The sequence below is a fragment of the Mycobacterium sp. SM3041 genome (genome assembly GCF_039668335.1).
Lineage (GTDB): Bacteria > Actinomycetota > Actinomycetes > Mycobacteriales > Mycobacteriaceae > Mycobacterium.
Genome location: NZ_JAYXBQ010000001.1, coordinates 226,352 through 248,468 on the forward strand (window position 1 = coordinate 226,352; position 22,117 = coordinate 248,468).

Genomic DNA, 22,117 nt, shown 5'->3' on the forward strand with positions numbered 1-22,117 from the left:
GTGACCGAGACCGACATCGGGGCACTGCGCACGCGAGGAGCAAACGGGGCAGACGACGCGCGCCTGGAGCTGTTGCGGCGCAAGCTGGCCGAGCGCGGCCTGCAGTCCCAGAACGGCACGCAGTCGGGCGATGGCGCCCCCGTCGTGCCGGTGCTGTCCGACGGCCAGCGCCGGATGTGGTTCGTGCAGACCGCCGACCCCGCCGGCGCACTGCTCAATGTCTGTGTGTCCTTTGCGATCACCGGTGCGCTGGACCACGAGCGCCTGCGGGACGCGGTGAACGCGGTGGCCCGCCGCCACCCGGTCCTGCGCACCACGTACCGGGCCGATGCGACGGGCGAACCCGGGCTGACGGTCCACGACGAACTGGCGCCCGGCTGGAGCACACACGACCTCAGCGACCTCTCCGAATCGTCGCGCGCCCTGCGGCTCGAAGTGCTGGCACAGCGGGAGTTCGGCACGCCGTTCCAGCTTGACACCGAATCACCCTTGCGGATCAGCCTGATCCGTACGGGGACCGACGAGCACGTCATGCTGCTCACCGCACACCACATCGCCTGGGACGACGCCTCGTGGCAGGTCTTCTTCGCCGATCTCACGCGCGCGTACGAGGGCGAGCAGCTGGCCGAGGTGATTCCGGCCGCGGTGCCCGCCGACGACCACACCGAGGAACTCGAGTACTGGCGTTCGGTGCTCGCCGATCCGCCTGAGCCCCTGGAACTTCCGGGTGCGCACGGCTCCCTCGTGCCGACCGGTCACCGCTCGCAGCGGGTCACCCGGCGCATCGACGCCGACACCGTGGCCCGGATTTCCGAGCTGGCGCGCCAGACCGGCTCCACCCCCTACACCGTGCTGCTGGCGGCGTTCGGGACCTTGCTGCACCGCTACACCCACGCCGACGACGTCCTGGTCGCCACGCCGGTCCTCAACCGCAGCGGTGGCACCGAGGAAGCGCTGGGGTACTACGGCAACACCGTGGCGCTGCGGCTGCGCCCCGACGCCCGGCAGAGCTTCGGGGAGTTCGTCAGCCATGCCAAGGACACCACCCACGGGGCCTTCGCCCATCAGCAGATCAACCTGGATCGCGTGGTGCGCGAGCTGAACCCGGACCGCCGCCACGGTGTCGAGCGGTTGGCCCGGGTCTCCTTCGGCGCCCGCGAGGCCGACGGCCGGGGCTTCTGCCCGTCCGGAATCACCTGCCGCCGGGCCGAGTACCGGGGTCACCAGACCCAGTTGCCGCTGGGCTTCATGGTGGAATTCGACGACGCCGGGGCAATCGTCGAGGCGGAGTACCTGACCGAGATCCTCGACGCCACACTGGCCGACCAGATGCTGCGGCACTACGTGGTGCTGCTGGAATCCGCGCTGACCGACCCGGGCCGGGCCCTCGCCGAGCTGGACCTGATGGACGAACACGACGCCGACTGGCTGCGCCGGATGGCCACCGGCGAGCAGTTCAGCACCCCGGACACGACGCTGGCCGCGCTGATCGAAGCCCAGGCCGAACGCACGCCGGACTCGGTCGCCGTCGCGTACGAGGGCCGGTACTACACCTATCGCGAGCTCAACGCCGAGGCGAACCGGTTGGCGCACTGGCTGATCGGGCAGGGCATCGGTACCGAGGACCGCGTCGCGGTGCTGCTGGAGAAGTCGCCCGAGCTGGTGATCACGGCGCTGGCCATCGTCAAGGCCGGCGGTGTGTACCTGCCGGTCGACCCGACCTATCCCGAGGACCGGCTGTCGTTCATCCTGAGCGACGGTGACCCGAAACTGGTCATCCGCGAGCCGATCACCGACCTCGACGGCCTGCGGGACGACAACCCGACCGATGCCGATCGGATTCGGCCGCTCACGGCGGCCAACACCGCCTACCTGATCTACACGTCGGGTTCGACAGGGCTGCCCAAGGGCGTGCCGGTGCCGCACCGTCCCGTCGCCGAGTACTTCGTGTGGTTCGTCGACGAGTACCAGATCGACGCCGACGAACGCCTGCTGCAGGTGGCCTCGCCGAGCTTCGACGTGTCCATCGCCGAGGTGTTCGGCATGCTGGCCTGCGGTGCGCGCCTGGTCATTCCGCGCCCGGGCGGGCTCAACGACATCGGGTACCTGACCGAACTGCTGCGCACCGAAGGCATCACCTCGATGCACTTCGTGCCCTCGCTGCTGGGGCTGTTCCTGTCCCTGCCGGGCGTCAACGAATGGCGCAGCCTCAAGCGCGTGCCGATCGGCGGCGAAGCGCTGCCGGGCGAGGTGGCCGACAAGTTCCACGCCACGTTCGACGCGCTGCTGCACAACTTCTACGGGCCGACCGAGACCGTCATCAACGCCAGCCGGTACCGCGTCGAGGGCAAGCAGGGCACGCGCATCGTGCCGATCGGCAAGCCGAAGATCAACACGCAGATGCACCTGCTGGACGACGCGTTGCGCCCCGTCCCGGTCGGCGTCATCGGTGAGATCTACATCGGCGGAACCCATGTCGCGCATGGTTACCACCAGCGTCCCGGCCTGACCGCCGAGCGTTTCGTCGCCGACCCGTTCACCCCGGGCGGTCGGCTGTACCGGTCCGGCGACCTGGCCCGGCTCAATGCCGACGGTGACATCGAGTTCGTCGGCCGTGCCGACGAGCAGGTCAAGATCCGCGGCTTCCGCATCGAACTCGGTGAGATCGCCGCCGCCATCGCGGTGGACCCCAGCGTCGGCCAGGCGGTCGTCGTGGCGAGCGACCTGCCCGGGCTGGGCAAGAGCCTCGTCGGCTACCTCACCCCGGCCGAGCGCGGCGACATGGAATCGGTCGACGTGCCACGGATCAAGGCGCGGGTAGCGGCAGCACTGCCCGAGTACATGGTGCCGGCCGGGTACGTCGTGCTCGACGAAATCCCGATCACCACGCACGGCAAGATCGACCGCCGCGCGCTGCCTGATCCGGACATCCAGTCCCGCACCGCATTCCGGGAACTGACGACCGACACCGAGCGGAAGGTTGCCGAACTGTTCGCCGACCTGCTCGGCGTCGAGCAGGTCGGTGCCGACGACTCCTTCTTCGAACTCGGCGGACACTCGCTGCTGGCCACCAAGCTGGTCGCGGCGATCCGGGCGCGGTGCAACGCCGACATCGGGGTGCGTGAAGTGTTCGAGTTGGGCACCGTCGCCGAGATCGCCGCGCGGGTCGACACCGGCGCGCCGCGCAACCGGCCGCCGCTGCTCGCCATCGAGCACACCGGCCCGCGCCAGATGTCGGCATCGCAGCTGCGCCAATGGTTCCAGTACCGCATCGACGGTCCCGGACCGGTCAACAACATCCCGTTCGCGGCCCGGATCACCGGACCATGCGACGTCGACGCCTTCGTCGCGGCGCTCGGTGACCTGGTCGAGCGGCACGAGGTGCTGCGCACCACGTACACCGAAATCGACGGCGTGCCATACCAGGTCGTGAACGACCCGGCGCCGCTGCCGGTGCGCCGCGCGCGCGGCGCCGACGAGGAGTGGCTGCAGGCCGAACTCGACGCGGAACGTCGCTACGTGTTCGACCTGGAAGCACAGTGGCCGATCCGCGCCGCGGTGCTGTCCATCCCCGGGCAGCACGTGTTGTCGATCATGGTGCACCACATCGCCGCCGACCACTGGTCGGCCGGCGTGCTGTTCACCGACCTGGTCACCGCCTACCGGGCGCGCCTCGAACAGCGGGCACCCGAGTTCGCGCCGCTGCCGGTGCAGTACTCGGATTACGCGGCCTGGCAGGCCACGCTGCTGGCCGACGAGTCGGGAACGCTTGCCGCGCAACGGGACTACTGGCGCAGCCAGCTGGCCGAGCCGCCCGCCGACCCGGGTCTGCGTCCCGACTTCACGCGGCCGCCGGTGCTCTCGGGTGAGGGTGCGTCGGTGCCGTTCGTCGTCGACCCCGAGGTGCGGACCAAGCTGACCGCGCTGACCCGCGAACTCGGTATCACCGACTTCATGCTGCTGCAGTCCGCGGTGGCGGTGGCGCTCGCGAAATCGGGTGAGGGGCTCGATATTCCGCTCGGTACTCCGGTGGCCGGGCGTACCGAGGCCGAACTCGACGCGCTGGTCGGCTTCTTCATCAACATCCTGGTCCTGCGCAACGACCTGAGCGGGGACCCGACACTGCGCGAGATTCTGGTCCGGTCCCGCGACACCGCGCTGGCCGCCTACGCGCACCAGGACCTGCCGTTCGATCACGTCGTCGACGCGGTGAGCCCGGCGCGTTCGCTGTCACGTAACCCGCTGTTCGGTGTCGTCGTGCACGTACGCGAGGACCTGCCCACCGATCACGTCATCGATTCCCGGGCCGACGGCGACACCACGTTCACCGCGCTCGAGCCGACGTTCGACGTGGCGCACGCGGACCTGTCGGTGAATTTCTTTGCCACCCAGGACAGTTACCGTGGCCACCTGATCTACCGCACCGATCTGTACACGGCGGAGACCGCGCAGCGGCTCGCCGACCGGTTGGTCCGGGTGATCACGGGCATCGCCGAGAACGCCGATCAGCGGCTGCGGGACCTGCGGGTCGACGAAGCCGTCCGAGGCAAAGACGGGGTGCAGGTGCTCGATGAGTGGCAGCAGCCCGTGGGCGTCGGCGTGGTGGGCGACATCTACCAGGATTCGGCACCCACCGGCGAACGCGGCAGGTGGCTGGCCGACGGACGGCTCGAGCGCATCGAGGCCGTCCAGTTGCGCGCCGTGCGCACCGGGTCGGCGGTGGCAGAGCCCGCGCGTACCGACACCGAACGCGCCCTCATCACCCTGCTGACCGAGGTGCTCGACGCCGAAGGCGAGATCGGCCGGGGCGACGACTACTTCAGCCTCGGCGGCGACAGCATCAAGGCGGTCCAGCTGGCGGCGCGCGGCCGCGACGCGGGCATGAAGCTGACGGCCCGCATGGTCTTCGAGTACCCGACGGTGCACGAGCTGGCCGCGGCGATCGACGCCCGGTCGTCGGCGGAAACCCAAGGGGCACCAGGTGAGGACCGCGAACACGCGCCGATGACGGTCTCGGGCCTGTCGGCCGACGAACTCGCCGAGCTGACCGCATCGTTCGCGTCATCGTGGAACGCACCGCAGGAGCCGCAGTGACAACGGTGCAGCCGGCGCCGGTCATCGAGGACGTCCTGGCGCTCAGCCCGCTGCAGCAGGGGCTGTACTCGATGGCGCAACTCGATCAGGCGGACGACCCGTATCTGATCGCGATGTCCGCCGACATCGACGGCGACGTGGATGCGGCGCTGCTGCGGGACTGCGCGGCCGCATTGCTGGTGCGTCACCCCAACCTGCGGGCCAGCTTCGTGCAGGCCGGAGCCCGCACGGTGCAGGTCATCCCGAGTGCGGTCGACCTGCCGTGGCGGCAGCTGACCGCCGCGTCGCCCGATGCCGCCGACGACCTCGAAGCGCAGGAACGGCGCCGGCCCTTCAGCCTGGAGCGCGGCCCGGCGATCCGGTTCCTGCTCGTCGAAATGCCTCAGCAGCGTTGGCGTTTCGCGGTCGTCGCGCACCACATCGTCATCGACGGGTGGTCGCTGCCGTTGTTCGTCGGTGAACTGCTCGCGCTGTATGCCGCCGGCGGCGACATCTCCGTGCTGCCTGCCGCGCCACGCCCGTACCGCGACTACATCGGCTGGCTCGCGGCCCGTGACCCGGAGACCAGCCGCGGTCTGTGGCAGCAGCACCTGGCCGGGCTCGACGGCCCCACGATGCTGGCTCCGGCCCTCGGCTCCGGTGAACTCGGCGACGACCTGCCGCACACCACCGAGATCAAGGCACCTCGAGACGAGACGCACCGTCTGGCCGAGGCCGCGCGGGCCCGCGGTGTCACGCTCAACACCCTCACCCAGATGGCCTGGGCGGCAATCCTGTCAGTGCTCACCGACCGCCGCGACGTCGTCTTCGGCGTCACGGTCTCGGGCCGGCCGGGCGAGCTCGCCGGCGTCGAGACCATGGTCGGTCTCTTCATCAACACCGTGCCGCTGCGAGTTCGCCTGGACCCGCTGCGCCGCGTCGGCGAGCAGTGCCTGGCCCTGCAGCGGGACGCCGCCGAGCTGCGCGAGCACAGCTACCTGTCGCACACCGAGCTGCGCTCGCTCGGCGGTGTCGGCGAACTGTTCGACAGCCTCCTGGTCTATGAGAACTTCCCGCCGGGCGGGCTTGTCGGCAGTGGCGAATTCGACGTCCGCGGAGCCACTTTCCGGCCCCGGGCTCTGCAGAGCCTGGCGCATTTCCCGATCACTGTCGCGGCGCACCTGACCGATGGCGAACTGACCATCCTGGTCGAGACGAAAGACGGTGCCACCGGGCTCGTGCCACCGGAGAGCCTCGGCCGGCAGGTGCTCGCGGTGATGCAGCGCCTCGTCGACGGCTGGGACCGCCCGTTGCGCGACGTCGGTATCCATCTCAACGCGCCCACGGTGGCAGCACACCCCGCCAGCACCGAAACCGGTGGCATCCACGAGAAGTTCACCACTACCGCGCGCAGCAAGCCGGGTTCGGTGGCACTGAGCTATGACGGCGGCGCGCTGACCTTCCGCGGTCTCGACGAGGCGTCCGACCGCGTCGCCACCGAACTGCGGCGCCGGGGCGTCGAGACCGAGACGCCGGTGCCGGTGCTGCTGCGCCGGGGACCCGACTACGTGGTGGCGATGCTCGGCGTGCTCAAGGCCGGTGGGTTGATCGTGCCGCTGGATCCGTCGATGCCCGCCGACCGGATCGAGGAGATCCTCGGCCAGACCAACGCGTCGGTGGTCGTGGACGACGCCCTGCTGGCGGCCGCGGGCAACCACCCCGCCGGTGAATTCACGCCGCTGCCAACACATCCCGGACAGGGCGCCTACATCGTGTTCACGTCGGGTACCACCGGCAAGCCCAAGGGCGTCATCGGTACCCATGACGCGGTGCTGGCCTATGCTGCAGACCATGCCGCCCGGGTGCTGCGGCCCGCGGTGGCGAAAGCCGGTCGGCCACTTCGGGTCGCGCACGCCTGGTCGTTCACGTTCGACGCGGCCTGGCAGCCGCTGGCCGCGCTGCTGGACGGCCATGGTCTGCACATCGTCGGCGACGAGGTGCAGCGTGATGCCGAGGCACTGGTGGCGACCATCGGACAGTACGGCGTCGACCTGATCGACACGACACCGTCGATGTTCACGCAGCTGCAAGCCGAAGGCCTCCTGACGACGGTGCCGCTGACCGCGCTGGCGCTGGGCGGTGAAGCCGTCGACCCGAACGCGTGGGCGGCCATCCGCAACGAGTGCGACCGCACCGGCATGTCGGCCTACAACTGTTACGGCCCAACCGAAACCACGGTCGAAGCCGTCGTGGCCGCATTCACCGAGCACGACACCCCCTCGATCGGGCACCCGACCACTGCGACGCGCGCCTACGTCCTCGACGCCTGGCTGCGCCCGGTGCCGGACGGTGTCACCGGTGAGCTCTACCTGGCCGGTGGACAGCTCACGCGCGGCTATCTGGGCCGCGCCGCCGAGACCGCCGCGCGATTCGTCGCCGACCCGTTCGTCGCCGGCGCGCGGATGTACCGCACCGGCGACGTGGTGCGCCGCGATCCCGGCACCGGTGGCCTGCAATTCCAGGGGCGGTCGGACGATCAGGTGAAGATTCGCGGGTTCCGGGTGGAACCCGGTGAGGTCGCCGCGGTCCTGCACGCGCACCCGGGTGTGCGGCAGGCGCACGTCACCGTCCGGCGGCACGGCAGCGGGCCGCGGCTGGTCGCGTACGTCGCCGGGGCGGCAGGGGCCACCGAGTTGCGGCGCATGCTGGCGTCCCGGCTGCCCAGATACCTGGTGCCGCACCACATCATCGCCGTGGACGAGATTCCGCTGACGGTCAACGGCAAAGTGGACGACGCGGCATTGGCCGCGATCGATGCCGCCGCCGGCACCGGGCAGGCGGCAGCGCCGGCCACCGCGACCGAACTGGCCGTGGCCGAGTTGTTCGCCGACGTGCTGGAGGTGGCCGACCCGGCCGGACTCGACGTCACCGCCGATTTCCTGGATCTGGGGCTCGACAGCATCGTCGCGCTGTCGGTGGTCCAGGCCGCGCGCCGCCGCGGCCTGGCGCTGCGCGCGCGGATGATGCTGGACTGCAGCAGCATTCGCGAACTGGCCGACGAACTGGACGCCGAGAACGAATTGGCCGCCACGGCGGTCGAGGAGGCGGGCCCGGTACCCGTGCTGCCCAACGTGCATTGGCTGTATCAGTACGGCGACGGCCGCCGCCTGGCCCAGACCCAGGCGGTGCGGCTACCGGATGCCATCACCGCCGAGCACCTGACCACGTTGCTGCACAGCGTCATTGCCGCGCACCCCGCCCTGCGCAGCCGCTTGGACCGGGCCACCATGACCCTGGTCGACCATCCGGTGGACGACGTCCTGTCCGAGGTCACCGTCGACGGTGACGTCGTGGCCGCGGTGGCCGAGCAGACCGATCTCGCGGTCGAACGACTCGATCCCGAGCAGGGGCGCCTGCTGCAGGCGGTGCTGCTGAACACCAAGTCCAGCGGCAAGGTGCTGGTCCTCAGTGCTCACGTGCTGGCTGTCGACCCGGCATCCTGGCGAATCGTGCTCGGCGAGTTGGAGAATGGCTGGCACGCGCTGGCCTCCGGTGCCCGGCCCGCAGTCATCCGCGAGCACACCAGCTACCGGGCCTGGTCACGGCTGGTCGCCGAACGGGCGCAGCACCTCGACACCGTGGACTTCTGGGAGGCACAGGTCGCCGGCCCGGATCCCGCGCTCGGCCGTCGCCGCGTGCAGCCCGAGACCGACTGTGCCGCAGACGTGGTGGTCGCCATGTCGATCCTCGACACCGACCTGACGGCGCGCGTACTGGGCGCCGGCCAACCGGTCACCGATCTGCTGGCCGCGGCGACCGCGCGCACCATCACCCGGTGGCGGCAGCGTCGCGGCCAGGACACCCCGGCGCCGCTGGTGGCGCTGGAGACCCATGGCCGCGCGGACACCGTGGTCGCCGGTGACGAGGTAGACACCGGCGACACCGTCGGACTGTTCAGCGCCATCTACCCGGTGCGCATCAGTTCCGAAGCGCCACAACAGGTCAGCGCCGAGATCGCCGCGGTCCCCGGCCACGGCATCGACTTCGGGCTGCTGCGGTATCTGCGCGCGGACACCGCGGAGCGGTTGGCGGCCTACCCCGAACCACAAGTGCTGCTGAACTACCTGGGCCGGGTACACCTCGGGGCGAGTGGGGCCGCACTGCAGCTCGACGGTGCGCTCCTGGCCGGTGCGTCACCGGTGCCCGAACCGAACTACGCGGTGCACCACGACCTGACCCTCCTGGCGGGAATCATCGACCATGACGGCACCGCGGCGCTCGGTGTCCAATGGCGCACGGTGCCAGACATTTTCAGCGCAGACGACATTGCCGAATTGCAACAGCTGTGGGAATCGCAGCTCAGGGAAGTGATGAAATGACCGACACCCGAAATACCCTGGCCGTCATCGGCGCCGGCGCCAAGGCGGTCGCCGTGGCCGCCAAGGCCGCCGAGCTGCGGGCCATGGGCGTGGACGCGCCCGACGTCATCGCGGTGGAGCGCCTGGGCGTCGGCGCCAACTGGCAGGCCGCAGGCGGCTGGACCGACGGCCGGCACCGGCTGGGCACCGGCCCGGAAAAGGACGTCGGCTTCCCGTACCGGTCGGCGCTCGTGCCGCGCCGCAACGTCGAGCTCGACGAACGCATGATGCGGCACAGCTGGCAGTCGTACCTGATCTCGACGGGACAGTTCGCCGAGTGGATCGACCGCGGCCGGCCCGCACCCACCCACCGGCGCTGGAGCCAGTACCTGGCGTGGGTCGCGGAAAGCGTTGCCATGCAGGTGGTCACGGGTGAGGTCACGCAGCTGTCGGTCGACGGCGACCAGTGGGTGCTGCACTGCCGCGATCAGCAGGTGCGCGCCGATGGCGTGATGATCACCGGTCCGGGACAGGCCGAGCGGTCCATCCTGCCGGGGCATCCGCGGGTGCTGTCGATCGCTCAGTTCTGGCACCGCGTCGCCCAGGACGAGCGCATCAATGCCGAGCGGGTCGCCGTCATCGGTGGTGGCGAAACCGCCGCCACCATGCTCGATGAGCTGTTTTCGCACCGGGTTTCGACCATCACGGTGATCTCCCCGGGCGTCACGCTGTTCACCCGCGGCGAGGGCTACTTCGAGAACACCCTGTTCTCCGACCCCACGGGCTGGGCCGGGCTCAGCATCTCCGAGCGCCGAGATGCCATGGCCCGCACCGACCGTGGCGTGTTCTCCGCCCGCGTCCAGGACTCACTGCTGGCCGACGACCGCATCCGGCACCTGCGCGGCCGCGTCGCCCATGCCGTGCCCCGCGAAGACCGGATCCGGTTGACCCTGCAGACCGAACGCGACTCCGGCTGCCTGGAGACGGTGCACGGCTTCGATCTGGTGATCGACGGTTCCGGCGCCGATTCGATGTGGTTCGCGCCGCTGTTGAGCCAGGACGCGTTGGACGTGCTGGAGCTCGGTATCGGTGCGCCGCTGTCGGCCGACTCCCTGCAGCGGTCCATCGGCTACGACCTCGCCGTCAGCGGCGTCACACCGAAGTTGTTCCTGCCCAGTCTGTCCTGGCTCACGCAGGGCCCCGGATTCCCCAACCTCAGCTGCCTCGGTCTGCTCAGCGACCGCGTGCTGGGGGCCGAATATGCCACACCATCCGTGAGGAGAAGCGATGAGCAGCAATCCGTTCGATGACGACAGCGGCGCGTTCTACGTCCTGATCAACGACGAAGAGCAGCACAGCCTGTGGCCGGTGTTCGCCGACGTGCCCGCCGGCTGGCGGGTCGTGTTCGGTGAGAGCACGCGCGCCGACTGCCTGGCCTACGTCGAAGAGACCTGGACCGACATCCGGCCGAAGACGCTGCGGGAGACCCTGGCCGGCTGAGCCGGGGTAAAGTCGCGGAAGCCAGAGCTGACCAGGGGGAGTGCAGCAATGACGTATCCGGATCCGCGGTATCCGCAGCAACAACCGCCGGCGGGGTCGTATCCGCAAGGCCATCCCGCCAGGCATGGGTACGGATATCCGCCGGCCGGCGACCCGTACCCCCAGCAGCCATACGTCCCACAGCAACCGCCCGAGCCGAAGAGCAATGGCAACTCCGCGGGCTGGCACGCCGCGAGCATCGCGATGGCCACGTTGTTCCGTGGCACCTACCGGCTGGGTGGCGACGCCCGCAGCCGCGTCGTCACAGCGCTGATGTGCCTGGGCATCGGGCTCGTCGCGCTGGTGCTCGTAGTGCTGGTCGGCACGTACCTGCGCTAGCGCACGCTCATTCGCCGGCCGGCGAAAGCTGCTGCGACAGCGGCACATCCATGTCGTACACCCGGGCGTGCAGCACCACCCGGTTCCGCAACGCCGACCGCACCGCACGGTGCAGGCCGTCCTCCAGGTAAATGGTGCCCTGCCAGCGCACGGCATGCGGGAACAGATCGCCGTAGAACGTCGAATCCTCGGACAGCAGCCGGTCCAGGGCGAGCACCGTCGTCGTGGTGACGATTTCGTCGAGACGCAACTGGCGCGGCGGAATCTGGGCCCATTCGCGGTAGCTCAGCCCATGCTCCGGGTAGGGCTTTCCGTCGCGTACCCCTTTGAAAATCATGAGTAGATCACTCTGCAAAGCTCCCCGTGAGCCGAGCGGGTCCGCGGTGACAGCGTCGGCATACAGGTGACCCTAGCGGGTCGACTCGGCGTTTGCCGAGGCATCCGACCACCAGATGCTGCCGAATGACGTCTGTCGACCGCCCGAATCCATCGTCACCGTAAAATGGCGGTGAAACTGGAGGTGACGAATGGGTAGTGCCGACGACCGTCGCTTTGAAGTGCTGCGTGCCATCGTTGCCGACTTCGTCTCCACGAAGGAGCCCATCGGCTCCAAGACGCTTGTCGAGCGCCACAACCTCGGCGTTTCGAGCGCCACGGTGCGCAACGACATGGCTGTGCTGGAGGCGGAGGGCTACATCACGCAGCCACACACCAGCTCGGGCCGGGTGCCCACCGAGAAGGGCTATCGCGAGTTCGTCGACCGGATCGACGACGTCAAGCCGCTGTCGTCCAGCGAGCGCCGGGCCATCCTGAGTTTCCTCGAATCCGGCGTCGACCTGGACGACGTGTTGCGCCGCGCGGTGCGCCTGCTCGCGCAGCTCACCCGGCAGGTCGCCATCGTGCAGTACCCCACCCTGTCGCGCTCCACGGTGCGCCACCTCGAGGTCGTGGCGCTCACCCCGGCCCGGCTGTTGCTGGTGGTCATCACCGATACCGGACGCGTCGACCAGCGCGTCGTCGAGCTCGGCGACGCCATCGGTGAGCACGAGCTGTCGCAGCTGCGGGAGCGGCTCGGCGCGGCCCTGGAAGGCAAGCTGTTGTCGGCCGCGTCGGTCGCGGTGGCCGACCTGGCATCGCAGATGGACGGTCACGGCGGCCTGGGCGACGCGGTGGGCCGCGCGGCGACGGTCTTGGTCGAGACGCTGGTCGAGCACCAGGAGGAGCGGCTGTTGCTCGGCGGCACCGCCAACCTGACGCGCAACACCGCCGATTTCGGCGGGTCCCTGCGGTCGGTGCTGGAGGCGCTGGAGGAGCAGGTCGTGGTCCTGCGGTTGCTGGCCGCCCAACAGGAGGCAGGTAAAGTCACGGTACGCATCGGCCACGAAACCGAGGCCGAGCAGATGGCTGGGACGTCCGTCGTGAGCACCGCCTACGGCAGTTTGGGCAAGGTTTACGGCGGCATGGGCGTGGTGGGCCCCACCCGGATGGACTATCCGGGCACCATCGCCAACGTCGCGGCTGTCGCCCGGTACATAGGCGAGGTACTGGGCACCCGGTGAGGGTGCCCAGCAGTTCGAGAGATTAGGCAAGGTTCTTAGGCGTGGCACGCGATTACTACGGCCTGCTCGGCGTGAGCAAGGGCGCCAGCGACTCGGAGATCAAGAAGGCCTACCGCAGGCTGGCCCGGGAGCTGCACCCCGACGTCAATCCCGACGAGGGTGCACAGCAGCGGTTCGCCGAGATCAGCACCGCGTACGAGGTCCTCAGCGACCCGGAGAAGCGGCGCATCGTCGACCTCGGCGGTGATCCCATGGAGAGCGGCGGCGGTGGCGGCGGTGCCGGTGGCTTCGCCGGTTTCGGAGGCCTCGGCGACGTGTTCGAGGCCTTCTTCGGTGGCGGCGCGTCCGCGCGCGGTCCGATCGGCCGGGTGCGCCCGGGCTCGGACTCGCTGCTGCGCCTGCGGCTGAACCTCGAGGAGTGCGCGACGGGCGTCACCAAGCAGGTCACCGTCGACACCGCGGTGCTGTGCGACCTGTGCCAGGGCAAGGGCACGCACGGCAATTCGCAGCCCGCCCGCTGTGATACCTGCCACGGCCAGGGTGAGGTCCAGACGGTCCAGCGCTCGCTGCTCGGGAACGTCATGACATCGCGGCCCTGCCCGGTGTGCGGTGGTGTCGGCGAGGTCATCCCCGACCCGTGTCACCGCTGCGGCGGCGACGGCCGGGTGCGCGCACGGCGCGACGTCAGCGTGAAGATTCCGGCCGGCGTCGGTGAGGGCATGCGGGTGCGCCTGGCGGCGCAGGGCGAGGTCGGCCCGGGCGGTGGCCCCGCCGGCGACCTGTACGTCGAGGTCCACGAGCAGCCTCATGAACTGTTCCTGCGCGACGGCGACGACCTGCACTGCACCGTCTCGGTGCCGATGGTCGACGCCGCGCTGGGCACCACCGTCACCGTCGACGCCATCCTCGATGGGCCCACCGAGATCACCATCGCGCCGGGTACCCAGCCCGGTTCGATCACCACGCTGCGCGGCCACGGTATGCCGCACCTGCGGTCCGGGGTCCGCGGCAACCTGCACGCGCACATCGACGTCGTGGTGCCGACGCGGCTCGACAACCGTGACCTCGAACTGCTGCGCAAGTTCAAGGAGCAGCGGTCCCGCGACGTCACCGAGGTGCGCTCGACGCAGGCCGTCGCCGGCGGCGGGGGCGGCCTGTTCAGCCGCCTGCGCGAAACCTTCAGTGGCCGTTAGCCTTCGGGGCTATTGGTGAGCCGGGCGCTGTTCTACGTCGACGCGGTACCGGAGGTCGGCGGTCTCGCCGTCGTCGACGGCGACGAGGGCTTCCACGCGGCGACGGTGCGACGCATCCGTCCGGGCGAGGAACTCGACCTGTCCGACGGTGCCGGGGCGCTGGCGCACTGCGTCATCGAAGACGCCGTGAAGGGCCGGTTGACAGCACGGGTGCTGTCGATCACCGACGTCCCGGCCGCGGTGCCGGCGGTGACGGTGGTGCAGGCCCTGCCCAAGTCCGAACGCTCCGAGCTGGCCATCGAATTGGCCACCGAGGCCGGTGCCGACGCGTTCGTCGCGTGGCAGTCCGAGCGCTGCGTCGCGCGCTGGGACGGTACGGCCAAGGTGGAGAAGGGTTTACGGCGCTGGAGTGCGGTGGCCCGGTCGGCGGCGCGGCAGTCCCGTCGCCCGTACGTACCTTCGGTCAGTGGCCCGGTGTCGACGGCTGAGCTGGTCGCGTCGATCGGCGAGGGAAGCGACGGGACGGGTCACGTCACGCTCGTGTTGCACGAATCCGCGGAAGTTCCCCTGCGCGAGGTGGTTTCGGCAGCCACCGAGGCGGTGACGCTGATCGTGGGTCCGGAAGGCGGCATCACCGACGGCGAGGTGGCGGCGTTGGTGGGCGCCGGCGCCGTTGCCGTTCGGCTGGGGCCGTCGGTGTTGCGCACGTCGACTGCGGCCGCGGTTGCCTTGGGTGCGCTGGGTGTGCTGACGCCGCGCTGGCAGGTCTAGAACTCAGCGCGGCCGGTCAAGGGCAGCCGAACCTCTCAGCCGCCCAACCATGTTCGGGCAGGTGTCGCCGGCCGGCTAGCGATGCTCACCGCGCAGGTATGCCGCCTCTGCCTCGGCGACCGCGTCGTCGGCCTGTCGCGGTGTCGGCAGGTCGGGCGCGTTCATCTCGATGATGGTCTCGACGCGCTCTTCGTCGAGCCCTTCGGCCGCGAGGACGCCTTCGATGAGTGCCCGTTGCACCGCACGGCCCTTCATGTTCGCGAGCTTCGCGGTCGCCAGGATGTTGCGGGCAAGTTCGGCCTCGGGCATCGAGGCCGCCTTGGGCGCCAGCTTGATCCGCTGGATCGACCCGGCGATGGACGCCTCGGCCGTGACGTTTCCTGCGGGGTCGGAGACCGCGAACACCACCACCCGGGGTGCGTCGTCGTCCGGCGTTTCGTCGTCGGCGTCGTCCACCGCGCCACCGACATTGGGCGCCATGGCGTCCGCATAGGAGCCCGCCGTCTCGTCGTCGTACGTCTCGTGATCCGACGTCACCAGGTGGTCGAGACCCGAATCGCCCGGGTCCGGGTCGTCACTGCCGTCGGTGGTGAAGTAGTCGAGCGAGCTCTCGGGTTCGGCGAGATGCTCGTCGTCGTCGTGGTCGTCCCAAGAATGGTCTGACATCGATCAGATCTGCATCTGCTTGCCGAGGTTGGAACCTTCCTGCGCATCCGTCTGGTCGTATTGCGCCGCGGCCTTGTTCAGGTTCGAGGCCAGGTTGCGCGACTTGTTCATCATCTGCTCGCAGGCGGCCTTGCGCGCGTTGTTCGCAGCACTCAGTGCCGATTGCGTCGACATGCACAGCGGCCCGTGGGTCGCGAGCACCTTGACCTCGACGTAGGACGTGGTGTTGCCGGCGGCGCTGAACGTCGCGGCCGCATCGGTCTGCTTGGTGGAGAGCGCCTGCAACTCTGAGGTCTCCACGGTGAGCTTGCCGCCCATGTGTTGCTCCTTTCGGGAAAGCCGGAAAAACTAGGTTTCGGTCGTGATGCGCGGGGGCGCAGTGGGATTCGACGGGTCCAGGCTCACGTGCACGGGGCCTTTGGCGGTGTCGGGATCGACGGCCACCTCGACGTGGTGCGCGCCGTCGTCGAACGACACCTGGATGGGCGCCCGTCCCGCGCGCGACTCCGTCCCGGCTGCCGCGCCCGGCGGATTCGCTTCCGCGGGTTGGGCATTGGGGTCGGCGGCCGGATCGTCCGGCTTGCCGTCGCCGTCTTTGTCTTCGCCGAGCGCGTTGGGGTCCTGTGCGTTCGGATCCTGCTTGCCCTGCTGGGCGGCCTGGGCCGCCTGCGTCGCGGTCTGTGCCGCCTGGCCGGCCAGGCCGGCGAGGGTGCCGAGGAGACCGCCGCCTCCGCTGCCGGAGCCACCGCCGCCCATCTGCGGCAGCGACGGCATACCGCCCATACCGGACCCGGACCCGGCGCCGGTGCCGGCACCCGATGCCGCTGGGGCGGAAGGCATCTCGGGTACCTCGGGCATCTTCGGCATGCTCGGGGTGCCGCCGCCACCGGCGCCCGAACCGCCGCCGGAGCCCGAGCCGCCGCCACTGCCCGAACCGCCACCGCCGCCACCGGTGCCCGTCGGGCTGCCGGTGGCGGGCGGGTTGCCCGTGGGCGGACCGGACGGCGTGCCCGTCCCCGGCCGCCCGGGCTGGTTGGGATTGCCCGGCGCGTTGGGGTCGGCATTGCCGAAATCCGGTCCGTCGCCCGGCTTTTTGGCCGGGGGCGGCATGGTGCTCAGCGGCGGAGCGTGCGAGGCGCTCTGGTACATGCTCGTCGCCTGGCTCAATTGCGCTGCGTTGCTCGATGACTGAGCCATCATGTTGTTCATCGTCACGGCCGAAGCCGCGGCGGCGACGGCGACGGATGCGGCCTGCAGCGCGAGCGACTCGGGAGCGCCGATGACCGTCGCCTCCAGGGCGAGGCAGACGGGGATCATCGCGCCCAGGCAGGTGGCGATGTTGTCCATCTGCTGGCGGCCCGCGTCGACCTGCTCGGCTTCGGCGCTCAGGATTTGTACGACGAGATTGTCGGCCTGCAGCAGCTGTTCGGCGCTGCCGATCTGTTCGGCGTTCCGGTTGGAGTAGGCCGTGGAGGAGGTGCCCTGCCAGACGGTCGGATAGGCGCTGCTGAGTCCGTCGCCGGCGGCCTGGAAGAGCTCGGCACCGTCGGAGAACGATTCGCCGGTGTCCGGATCGCCGATGCCGAAACCGAGCCCCGCGAGATCCAGGGCCCACAAGCCGCCCTCGATGATGGGCGTGCCGGCGGCCGCGGGCATCAGCATCTTGGCGATGTCGCCGGCATCGCTGATCAGCCCGACGGCGCCCATCGGATCGCCTTCCATCAGCTTCTTGACGTTGTCGGCGATGTCCGAGGCGGTGTCCAGGACGTCGTTGGCCTTGTCGAGGATGTCGTTGATCTTCTCGCCGAGGCTCGGGCTGTCACCGCCGTCGTGGTCACGCCGGTGCGAGTTGCCGTCGTGATCGTCGTGGCGCCGCGGGTTGTGGTCGTTGCGGTCGTTGTGGTTCGGCCGGGGGATGCGCACCGTGGGCTCGTCGTCGTGGCGCGGATGGCGGTTGCTCGGCGAATTGTGCGAACCGCCGTGATGACCGCGACCCCTACCCATGCAGAACCCTCCCCGATTCCTCATCGCCCCGGCGGACCCTCGCCGGTGAATCGAGCGTAACAGCGGCCGGCGCCCCTCCAATGCGCTAATTCCGAACTCCGCGACGTGGCCTTTCGGGCCATTCCTGTGGCCTGGGTTACAGCAATTCCTGCCAGTAAACACTAATTTCCTGCCAGCGGAATTAATCCTTTGACCTGCCTGTTTACATGGATGTCACAGCGGCTCGGGCCGCCAGGGGACAAAGACGGACAGAAGACGCGAAGGGAACACTCCATGAAGAATTTCGGAATTGCAGCAGTTATCGCCGGTGCATTGGCCGCCGGTGCCATGGGGTTCGCCGTTCCCGCCGTAGCCGCCACCGGACCGGCCCCGACAGGGGTGCAGGCAACAGTGGTGCCGACGGGAGTTGATCACCTGAACTGGCTGGACGACGTGCACCAGGGCGCCAAGTCGCCCAAGGTCGACACCAACGTCCACCAGAGCCGGTAATCGGCGACCCAACTACTACGCAACCCGCGGGCGGTACCGAAAGGTGCCGCCCGCGGCTTGCGTGACCAGCCAACTCGTTGGGCGTGCCTTCGGCCCGGCGGTAGAATGTGCTCCTCAGCTCGACACCAGAAAGCAGGCATCGAAAACCACGTGACGCCCCGCGATACGAACGCCGCCGCGTCGCGCTCCCCGGAGCTCGACCCGTCGGTTCGAAGCAGCATCACTGTTCCGCCTGATCTTGTCGTGGGCCTGCTCGGCTCGGCCGACGAGAATCTGCGAGCTCTCGAGAACCTGCTCGCGGCCGACATCCACGTCCGCGGCAATTCGCTCTCGATATCCGGCTCGCCCGCCGACGTGGCGAAGGCCGAGCGCGTGGTCAGTGAGCTCATCACGATTGCCGCCGGCGGGCAGACACTGACCCCGGACGTCGTGCGCCGCAGCGTCGGCATGCTCGACGGCGCCGACGCCGAGTCGCCGGCACAGGTGCTGACGCTCGACATCCTGTCGCGCCGCGGCAAGACCATCCGGCCCAAGACGCTCAACCAGAAGCGCTACGTCGACGCCATCGATGCCCACACCATCGTCTTCGGCATCGGCCCCGCCGGTACCGGCAAGACCTATCTGGCAATGGCCAAGGCCGTCAGCGCTTTACAGACCAAACAGGTCAGCCGGATCATCCTGACGCGTCCCGCCGTCGAAGCGGGGGAGCGCCTCGGCTTCCTGCCGGGCACGCTCAACGAGAAGATCGACCCGTATCTGCGGCCGCTGTACGACGCGCTGCACGACATGATGGACGCCGAGATGATCCCGAAGCTGATGGCAGCCGGGGTGATCGAGGTCGCGCCGCTGGCATACATGCGCGGCCGTACGTTGAACGACGCCTTCATCATCCTCGACGAGGCGCAGAACACGACCGCCGAACAGATGAAGATGTTCCTGACCCGCTTGGGTTTCGGTTCGAAGATCGTCGTCACCGGTGACGTCACACAGGTCGACCTGCCCGGCGGATCGAAGTCGGGTCTGCGGTCGGCCATCGAGGTCCTGGACGGTATCGACGACATCCACATCGCTGAGCTCACGAGTGCAGACGTGGTGCGCCACAAGCTGGTTTCGGAGATCGTCGACGCGTACGAAGCGGCGGAAGCCAAAGTGAGCGAGCACGGTCTGGCCAACCGCGCGCACCGTCGAGCCACCGGCCGGACGAGGCGGTGACGCAGTGACGGTCGAGGTTTCCAACGAGTCGGGAATCGACGTATCCGAAGACGAGCTGATCAGCGTGGCGCGGTTCGTCATCTCCAAGATGGACGTCAACCCCGCCGCTGAACTCTCGATGGTCCTCGTGGACCAGTCGGCCATGGCCGATCTGCACATGCGCTGGATGGACCTGCCGGGCCCCACCGACGTGATGAGCTTCCCGATGGACGAGCTCGAGCCCGGCGGCCGGCCGGATGCGCCCGAGCCCGGGCCGTCGATGCTCGGGGACATCGTGCTGTGTCCCGAGTTCGCCGCGAATCAGGCTGAGGCCGCCGGACATTCACTGGGTCACGAGCTGGCGCTGTTGACCGTGCACGGCGTGCTGCACCTGCTGGGCTACGACCACGCCGAGCCGGACGAGGAAAAAGAGATGTTCGACCTGCAGCGTCAGCTGCTCGAAGAGTGGGTCGCCGACCAGGTGCACGCCTACCACAAGGATCGGCAGACCGAGAAAGACCGCCGGCTGCTGGACAAGTCGCGGTACTTCGACGAACCGTGACCGGGTTGACGCCGTTGATCGGCGCCATAGTGCTCGTCGTGATCGGCGGGGTGTTCGCGGCGATCGATGCCGCCATCAACACCGTCTCGATCGCGCGGGTCGACGAGCTGATCCGTGACGAGCGGCCCGGTGCGGTGCGGCTGGCCAAGATCGTCCGGAACCGGCCGCAGTACGTCAATCTCGTTGTGCTGCTGCGGGTTGTCTGCGAGGCTTCGGCGACCGTCCTGCTGGTCGACTACCTCGACGAGCTGATGACGCGCGGGTGGGCCCTGGTGTCCGCCGCGGCCATCATGGTTGTCGTCAGCTTCGTCGCCATCGGCGTCGGCCCCCGCACCGTCGGCCGGCAGAACGCCTACTCCATCTCGCTGCTGTCGGCGCTTCCGCTGCAGGTGATCGCGGTGCTGCTGACCCCGATCAGCCGGCTGCTGGTGCTCATCGGTAACGCCCTGACGCCGGGCCGCGGTTTCCGCAACGGACCCTTCGCCTCGGAAATCGAACTGCTCGAGGTCGTCGACCTCGCGCAGCAGCGGGGTGTCGTGGCCGCCGAAGAGCGGCGAATGATCAAGTCCGTCTTCGAACTCGGCGACACCCCGGCACGTGAGGTCATGGTGCCCCGCACCGAGATGGTGTGGATCGAGAGCGACAAGTCGGCAGGCCAGGCGACCTCGCTGGCGGTCCGCAGCGGACACTCCCGCATCCCGGTGATCGGGGAGAACGTCGACGACGTCGTCGGCGTCGTCTATCTCAAAGACCTTGTGGAGCAGACCTACAACTCCACCAACGGCGGTCGCGAGACCAAGGTGGCCGCGGTGATGCGCCCCGCGGTGTTCATGCCGGACTCCAAACCGCTCGACGAGCTGCTCAACGAGATGCAGCGCACCCGCAACCACATGGCGTTGCTGGTCGACGAGTACGGCGCGATCGCCGGCCTGGTGTCCATCGAGGACGTGCTCGAGGAGATCGTCGGTGAGATCGCCGACGAATACGACACCGACGAGGTGCTCCCGGTAGAAGAACTGGGCGACAACCGGTTTCGGGTGTCGGCGCGGCTACCGCTGGAGGACCTGGCCGAACTGTGCGGCTTCGAGGTCGACGGCGACCTCGACGTGGACACCGTCGGCGGGCTCCTGGCGCACGAACTGGGGCGCGTGCCGCTGCCGGGCGCCGAGGTCCGGGTGTCGTTCCCGTCGCATCGATCGCAGTACCCGGCGACCCTCCAGCTGCGGGCCGAGGGCGGCCGGGACCATCGCGGCCGGGTCCGGATCGGCACCGTCCTGGTGACGCCGGTGGAGCCGGAACGCACTGATGACGTGGAAGAAGGAGAACCCGATGAGTGACGAATTCCGTTCCGGCTTCGTCTGTTTGGTCGGCCGGCCGAACACCGGCAAGTCGACGCTGACCAACGCGCTCGTCGGCACCAAGGTCGCGATCACGTCGAATCGCCCGCAGACCACGCGGCACACCATCCGCGGCATCGTGCACCGCGAGGACTTCCAGATCATCCTGGTGGACACGCCCGGTCTGCACCGGCCGCGCACGCTGCTCGGCCAGCGGCTCAACGAACTGGTCAAGGACACCTATTCCGAGGTCGACATCATCTGTCTCTGCATCCCGGCGGACGAGGCCATCGGGCCCGGCGACCGCTGGATCTACCAGCAGATCCGTGCTGTCGCACCGCGAACCACGCTGCTGGTGGTCGTCACCAAGACCGACAAGGTGCCGCGCGACAAGGTGGCCGCGCAGCTGCTGGCGGTCAGTGAGCTCACCGAGGGCAAGGCCGAGATCGTGCCGGTGTCCGCGGTGGCCGGCGAACAGGTCGACGTCCTGATCGACGTGCTGGCCGGCAAGCTGCCGCCGGGGCCGGCGTTCTACCCGGACGGCGAACTGACCGACGAACCCGAGGAAGTGCTCATCGCCGAGCTCATCCGCGAAGCCGCGCTGGAAGGCGTCCGCGACGAGCTGCCGCACTCCCTGGCGGTGGTCATCGAGGAGTTCACCGAGCGCGAAGGCCGCACCCCCGAGCAGGGCGAGATGTGCGACATCCACGCCATCATCTACGTCGAGCGCGACAGCCAGAAGGGCATCGTGATCGGCAAGGGCGGCTCCCGCTTGCGTGAGGTCGGGACGGCGGCGCGGACGCAGATCGAGAAGCTGCTCGGCACCAAGGTGTACCTGAACCTGCGGGTCAAGATCGCCAAGAACTGGCAGCGTGACCCGAAACAGCTTGGCAAGCTGGGCTTTTAATCACCCGCGAGCGGCCGTGTCTGTACGCGACACGCGGGTCTTGGTGCGCCGTCCGCGCACGCTCGCGGCCGGCGAGCGCGACGATAGTGCTCGGCTCACGCGGCGTGTCGCGGGCAGACACGCACGCTC

Annotated in this window: 17 protein-coding genes; 13 read left to right on the forward strand and 4 right to left on the reverse strand. The window is 69.1% G+C overall.

The features are described from left to right. From VXD91_RS00970 to VXD91_RS00990, 5 genes are read left to right on the forward strand one after another with little or no spacing between them, the layout of a single operon-like run. Entirely contained in the window at positions 1 to 5,094 is a 5,094-nt protein-coding gene (locus VXD91_RS00970) for an amino acid adenylation domain-containing protein (RefSeq protein ID WP_346414404.1), read from the forward strand. Continuing rightward, positions 5,091 to 9,452: an amino acid adenylation domain-containing protein gene (locus VXD91_RS00975; RefSeq protein WP_346414405.1), complete on the forward strand. Its 4,362-nt coding sequence runs from the start codon at positions 5,091 to 5,093 to the stop codon at positions 9,450 to 9,452. The genes VXD91_RS00970 and VXD91_RS00975 overlap by 4 nt, the downstream gene beginning before the upstream one ends. Next, complete coding sequence (mbtG, locus tag VXD91_RS00980; RefSeq protein WP_318985312.1) at positions 9,449 to 10,741, forward strand: NADPH-dependent L-lysine N(6)-monooxygenase MbtG; 1,293 nt, start codon at positions 9,449 to 9,451, stop codon at positions 10,739 to 10,741. The genes VXD91_RS00975 and mbtG overlap by 4 nt, the downstream gene beginning before the upstream one ends. After that, entirely contained in the window at positions 10,719 to 10,931 is a 213-nt protein-coding gene (locus VXD91_RS00985; protein ID WP_318985311.1) for an MbtH family protein, read from the forward strand. The genes mbtG and VXD91_RS00985 overlap by 23 nt, the downstream gene beginning before the upstream one ends. A 48-nt stretch (positions 10,932 to 10,979) precedes the next feature. Beyond that, positions 10,980 to 11,309, forward strand: coding sequence for a hypothetical protein (locus VXD91_RS00990; RefSeq protein WP_318985310.1), 330 nt, complete (start codon positions 10,980 to 10,982; stop codon positions 11,307 to 11,309). A 7-nt stretch (positions 11,310 to 11,316) separates the two neighbouring features. Here VXD91_RS00990 and VXD91_RS00995 read toward each other — a convergent pair whose 3' ends face one another. After that, on the reverse strand, positions 11,317 to 11,646 hold the full coding sequence (locus tag VXD91_RS00995) for a type II toxin-antitoxin system VapB family antitoxin (protein WP_064860908.1): 330 nt from the start codon (positions 11,644 to 11,646) through the stop codon (positions 11,317 to 11,319). Between the two features lie 190 nt (positions 11,647 to 11,836). On the opposite strand from VXD91_RS00995, the gene hrcA reads away from it, so the two are divergent. The 3 genes from hrcA to VXD91_RS01010 are packed head-to-tail and all read left to right on the forward strand — an operon-like array spanning position 11,837 to position 14,832. Further along, complete coding sequence (gene hrcA / locus VXD91_RS01000) at positions 11,837 to 12,868, forward strand: heat-inducible transcriptional repressor HrcA (protein ID WP_212812251.1); 1,032 nt, start codon at positions 11,837 to 11,839, stop codon at positions 12,866 to 12,868. A gap of 41 nt (positions 12,869 to 12,909) precedes the next feature. Next, on the forward strand, positions 12,910 to 14,061 hold the full coding sequence (gene dnaJ / locus VXD91_RS01005; RefSeq protein WP_212812250.1) for a molecular chaperone DnaJ: 1,152 nt from the start codon (positions 12,910 to 12,912) through the stop codon (positions 14,059 to 14,061). A gap of 15 nt (positions 14,062 to 14,076) precedes the next feature. Beyond that, positions 14,077 to 14,832, forward strand: a complete 756-nt coding sequence (locus VXD91_RS01010; protein WP_318985309.1) for a 16S rRNA (uracil(1498)-N(3))-methyltransferase — start codon at positions 14,077 to 14,079, stop codon at positions 14,830 to 14,832. A 75-nt stretch (positions 14,833 to 14,907) separates the two neighbouring features. On the opposite strand, the gene VXD91_RS01015 is transcribed toward VXD91_RS01010, so the two are convergent. The 3 genes from VXD91_RS01015 to VXD91_RS01025 are packed head-to-tail and all read right to left on the reverse strand — an operon-like array spanning position 14,908 to position 17,502. Next, entirely contained in the window at positions 14,908 to 15,498 is a 591-nt protein-coding gene (locus tag VXD91_RS01015; protein WP_318985308.1) for a hypothetical protein, read from the reverse strand. A gap of 3 nt (positions 15,499 to 15,501) precedes the next feature. Beyond that, the gene (locus VXD91_RS01020; RefSeq protein ID WP_064980653.1) at positions 15,502 to 15,816 is read right to left on the reverse strand and encodes an ESX-1 secretion-associated protein; all 315 of its coding nucleotides are present in this window, start codon (positions 15,814 to 15,816) and stop codon (positions 15,502 to 15,504) included. 30 nt (positions 15,817 to 15,846) lie between these two features. Further along, positions 15,847 to 17,502 (reverse strand): EspA/EspE family type VII secretion system effector, encoded by a 1,656-nt coding sequence (locus VXD91_RS01025; RefSeq protein WP_346414406.1) that lies wholly within the window; start codon positions 17,500 to 17,502, stop codon positions 15,847 to 15,849. A gap of 273 nt (positions 17,503 to 17,775) precedes the next feature. Between VXD91_RS01025 and VXD91_RS01030 the strand changes: the two genes are divergently transcribed. The 5 genes from VXD91_RS01030 (at position 17,776) to era (ending at position 21,988) form a co-directional block, all read left to right on the forward strand. Beyond that, positions 17,776 to 17,991 (forward strand): hypothetical protein, encoded by a 216-nt coding sequence (locus VXD91_RS01030; protein WP_029105369.1) that lies wholly within the window; start codon positions 17,776 to 17,778, stop codon positions 17,989 to 17,991. Positions 17,992 to 18,141: 150 nt separating this feature from the next. Beyond that, positions 18,142 to 19,203, forward strand: a complete 1,062-nt coding sequence (locus VXD91_RS01035) for a PhoH family protein (RefSeq protein WP_212812246.1) — start codon at positions 18,142 to 18,144, stop codon at positions 19,201 to 19,203. A 4-nt stretch (positions 19,204 to 19,207) separates the two neighbouring features. Then, on the forward strand, positions 19,208 to 19,744 hold the full coding sequence (ybeY, locus tag VXD91_RS01040; RefSeq protein WP_020102089.1) for an rRNA maturation RNase YbeY: 537 nt from the start codon (positions 19,208 to 19,210) through the stop codon (positions 19,742 to 19,744). Beyond that, on the forward strand, positions 19,741 to 21,081 hold the full coding sequence (locus VXD91_RS01045) for a hemolysin family protein (RefSeq protein ID WP_212812245.1): 1,341 nt from the start codon (positions 19,741 to 19,743) through the stop codon (positions 21,079 to 21,081). Before ybeY ends, VXD91_RS01045 begins: the two co-directional genes overlap by 4 nt. After that, positions 21,074 to 21,988, forward strand: coding sequence for a GTPase Era (gene era, locus VXD91_RS01050; RefSeq protein WP_212812244.1), 915 nt, complete (start codon positions 21,074 to 21,076; stop codon positions 21,986 to 21,988). Before VXD91_RS01045 ends, era begins: the two co-directional genes overlap by 8 nt. Positions 21,989 to 22,117 lie beyond the last annotated feature (129 nt).

What these genes read in the sequence shown, in the direction of transcription:
- mbtG (WP_318985312.1), top strand. Translation starts at nt 9,449, where the DNA reads ATGACCGACACCCGAAATACCCTGGCCGTCATCGGCGCCGGCGCCAAG.
- VXD91_RS00985 (WP_318985311.1), top strand. Translation starts at nt 10,719, where the DNA reads ATGAGCAGCAATCCGTTCGATGACGACAGCGGCGCGTTCTACGTCCTG.
- VXD91_RS00990 (WP_318985310.1), top strand. Translation starts at nt 10,980, where the DNA reads ATGACGTATCCGGATCCGCGGTATCCGCAGCAACAACCGCCGGCGGGG.
- VXD91_RS00995 (WP_064860908.1), bottom strand. Translation starts at nt 11,646, where the DNA reads ATGATTTTCAAAGGGGTACGCGACGGAAAGCCCTACCCGGAGCATGGG.
- hrcA (WP_212812251.1), top strand. Translation starts at nt 11,837, where the DNA reads ATGGGTAGTGCCGACGACCGTCGCTTTGAAGTGCTGCGTGCCATCGTT.
- VXD91_RS01015 (WP_318985308.1), bottom strand. Translation starts at nt 15,498, where the DNA reads ATGTCAGACCATTCTTGGGACGACCACGACGACGACGAGCATCTCGCC.
- VXD91_RS01020 (WP_064980653.1), bottom strand. Translation starts at nt 15,816, where the DNA reads ATGGGCGGCAAGCTCACCGTGGAGACCTCAGAGTTGCAGGCGCTCTCC.
- VXD91_RS01025 (WP_346414406.1), bottom strand. Translation starts at nt 17,502, where the DNA reads ATGGGTAGGGGTCGCGGTCATCACGGCGGTTCGCACAATTCGCCGAGC.
- VXD91_RS01030 (WP_029105369.1), top strand. Translation starts at nt 17,776, where the DNA reads ATGAAGAATTTCGGAATTGCAGCAGTTATCGCCGGTGCATTGGCCGCC.
- era (WP_212812244.1), top strand. Translation starts at nt 21,074, where the DNA reads ATGAGTGACGAATTCCGTTCCGGCTTCGTCTGTTTGGTCGGCCGGCCG.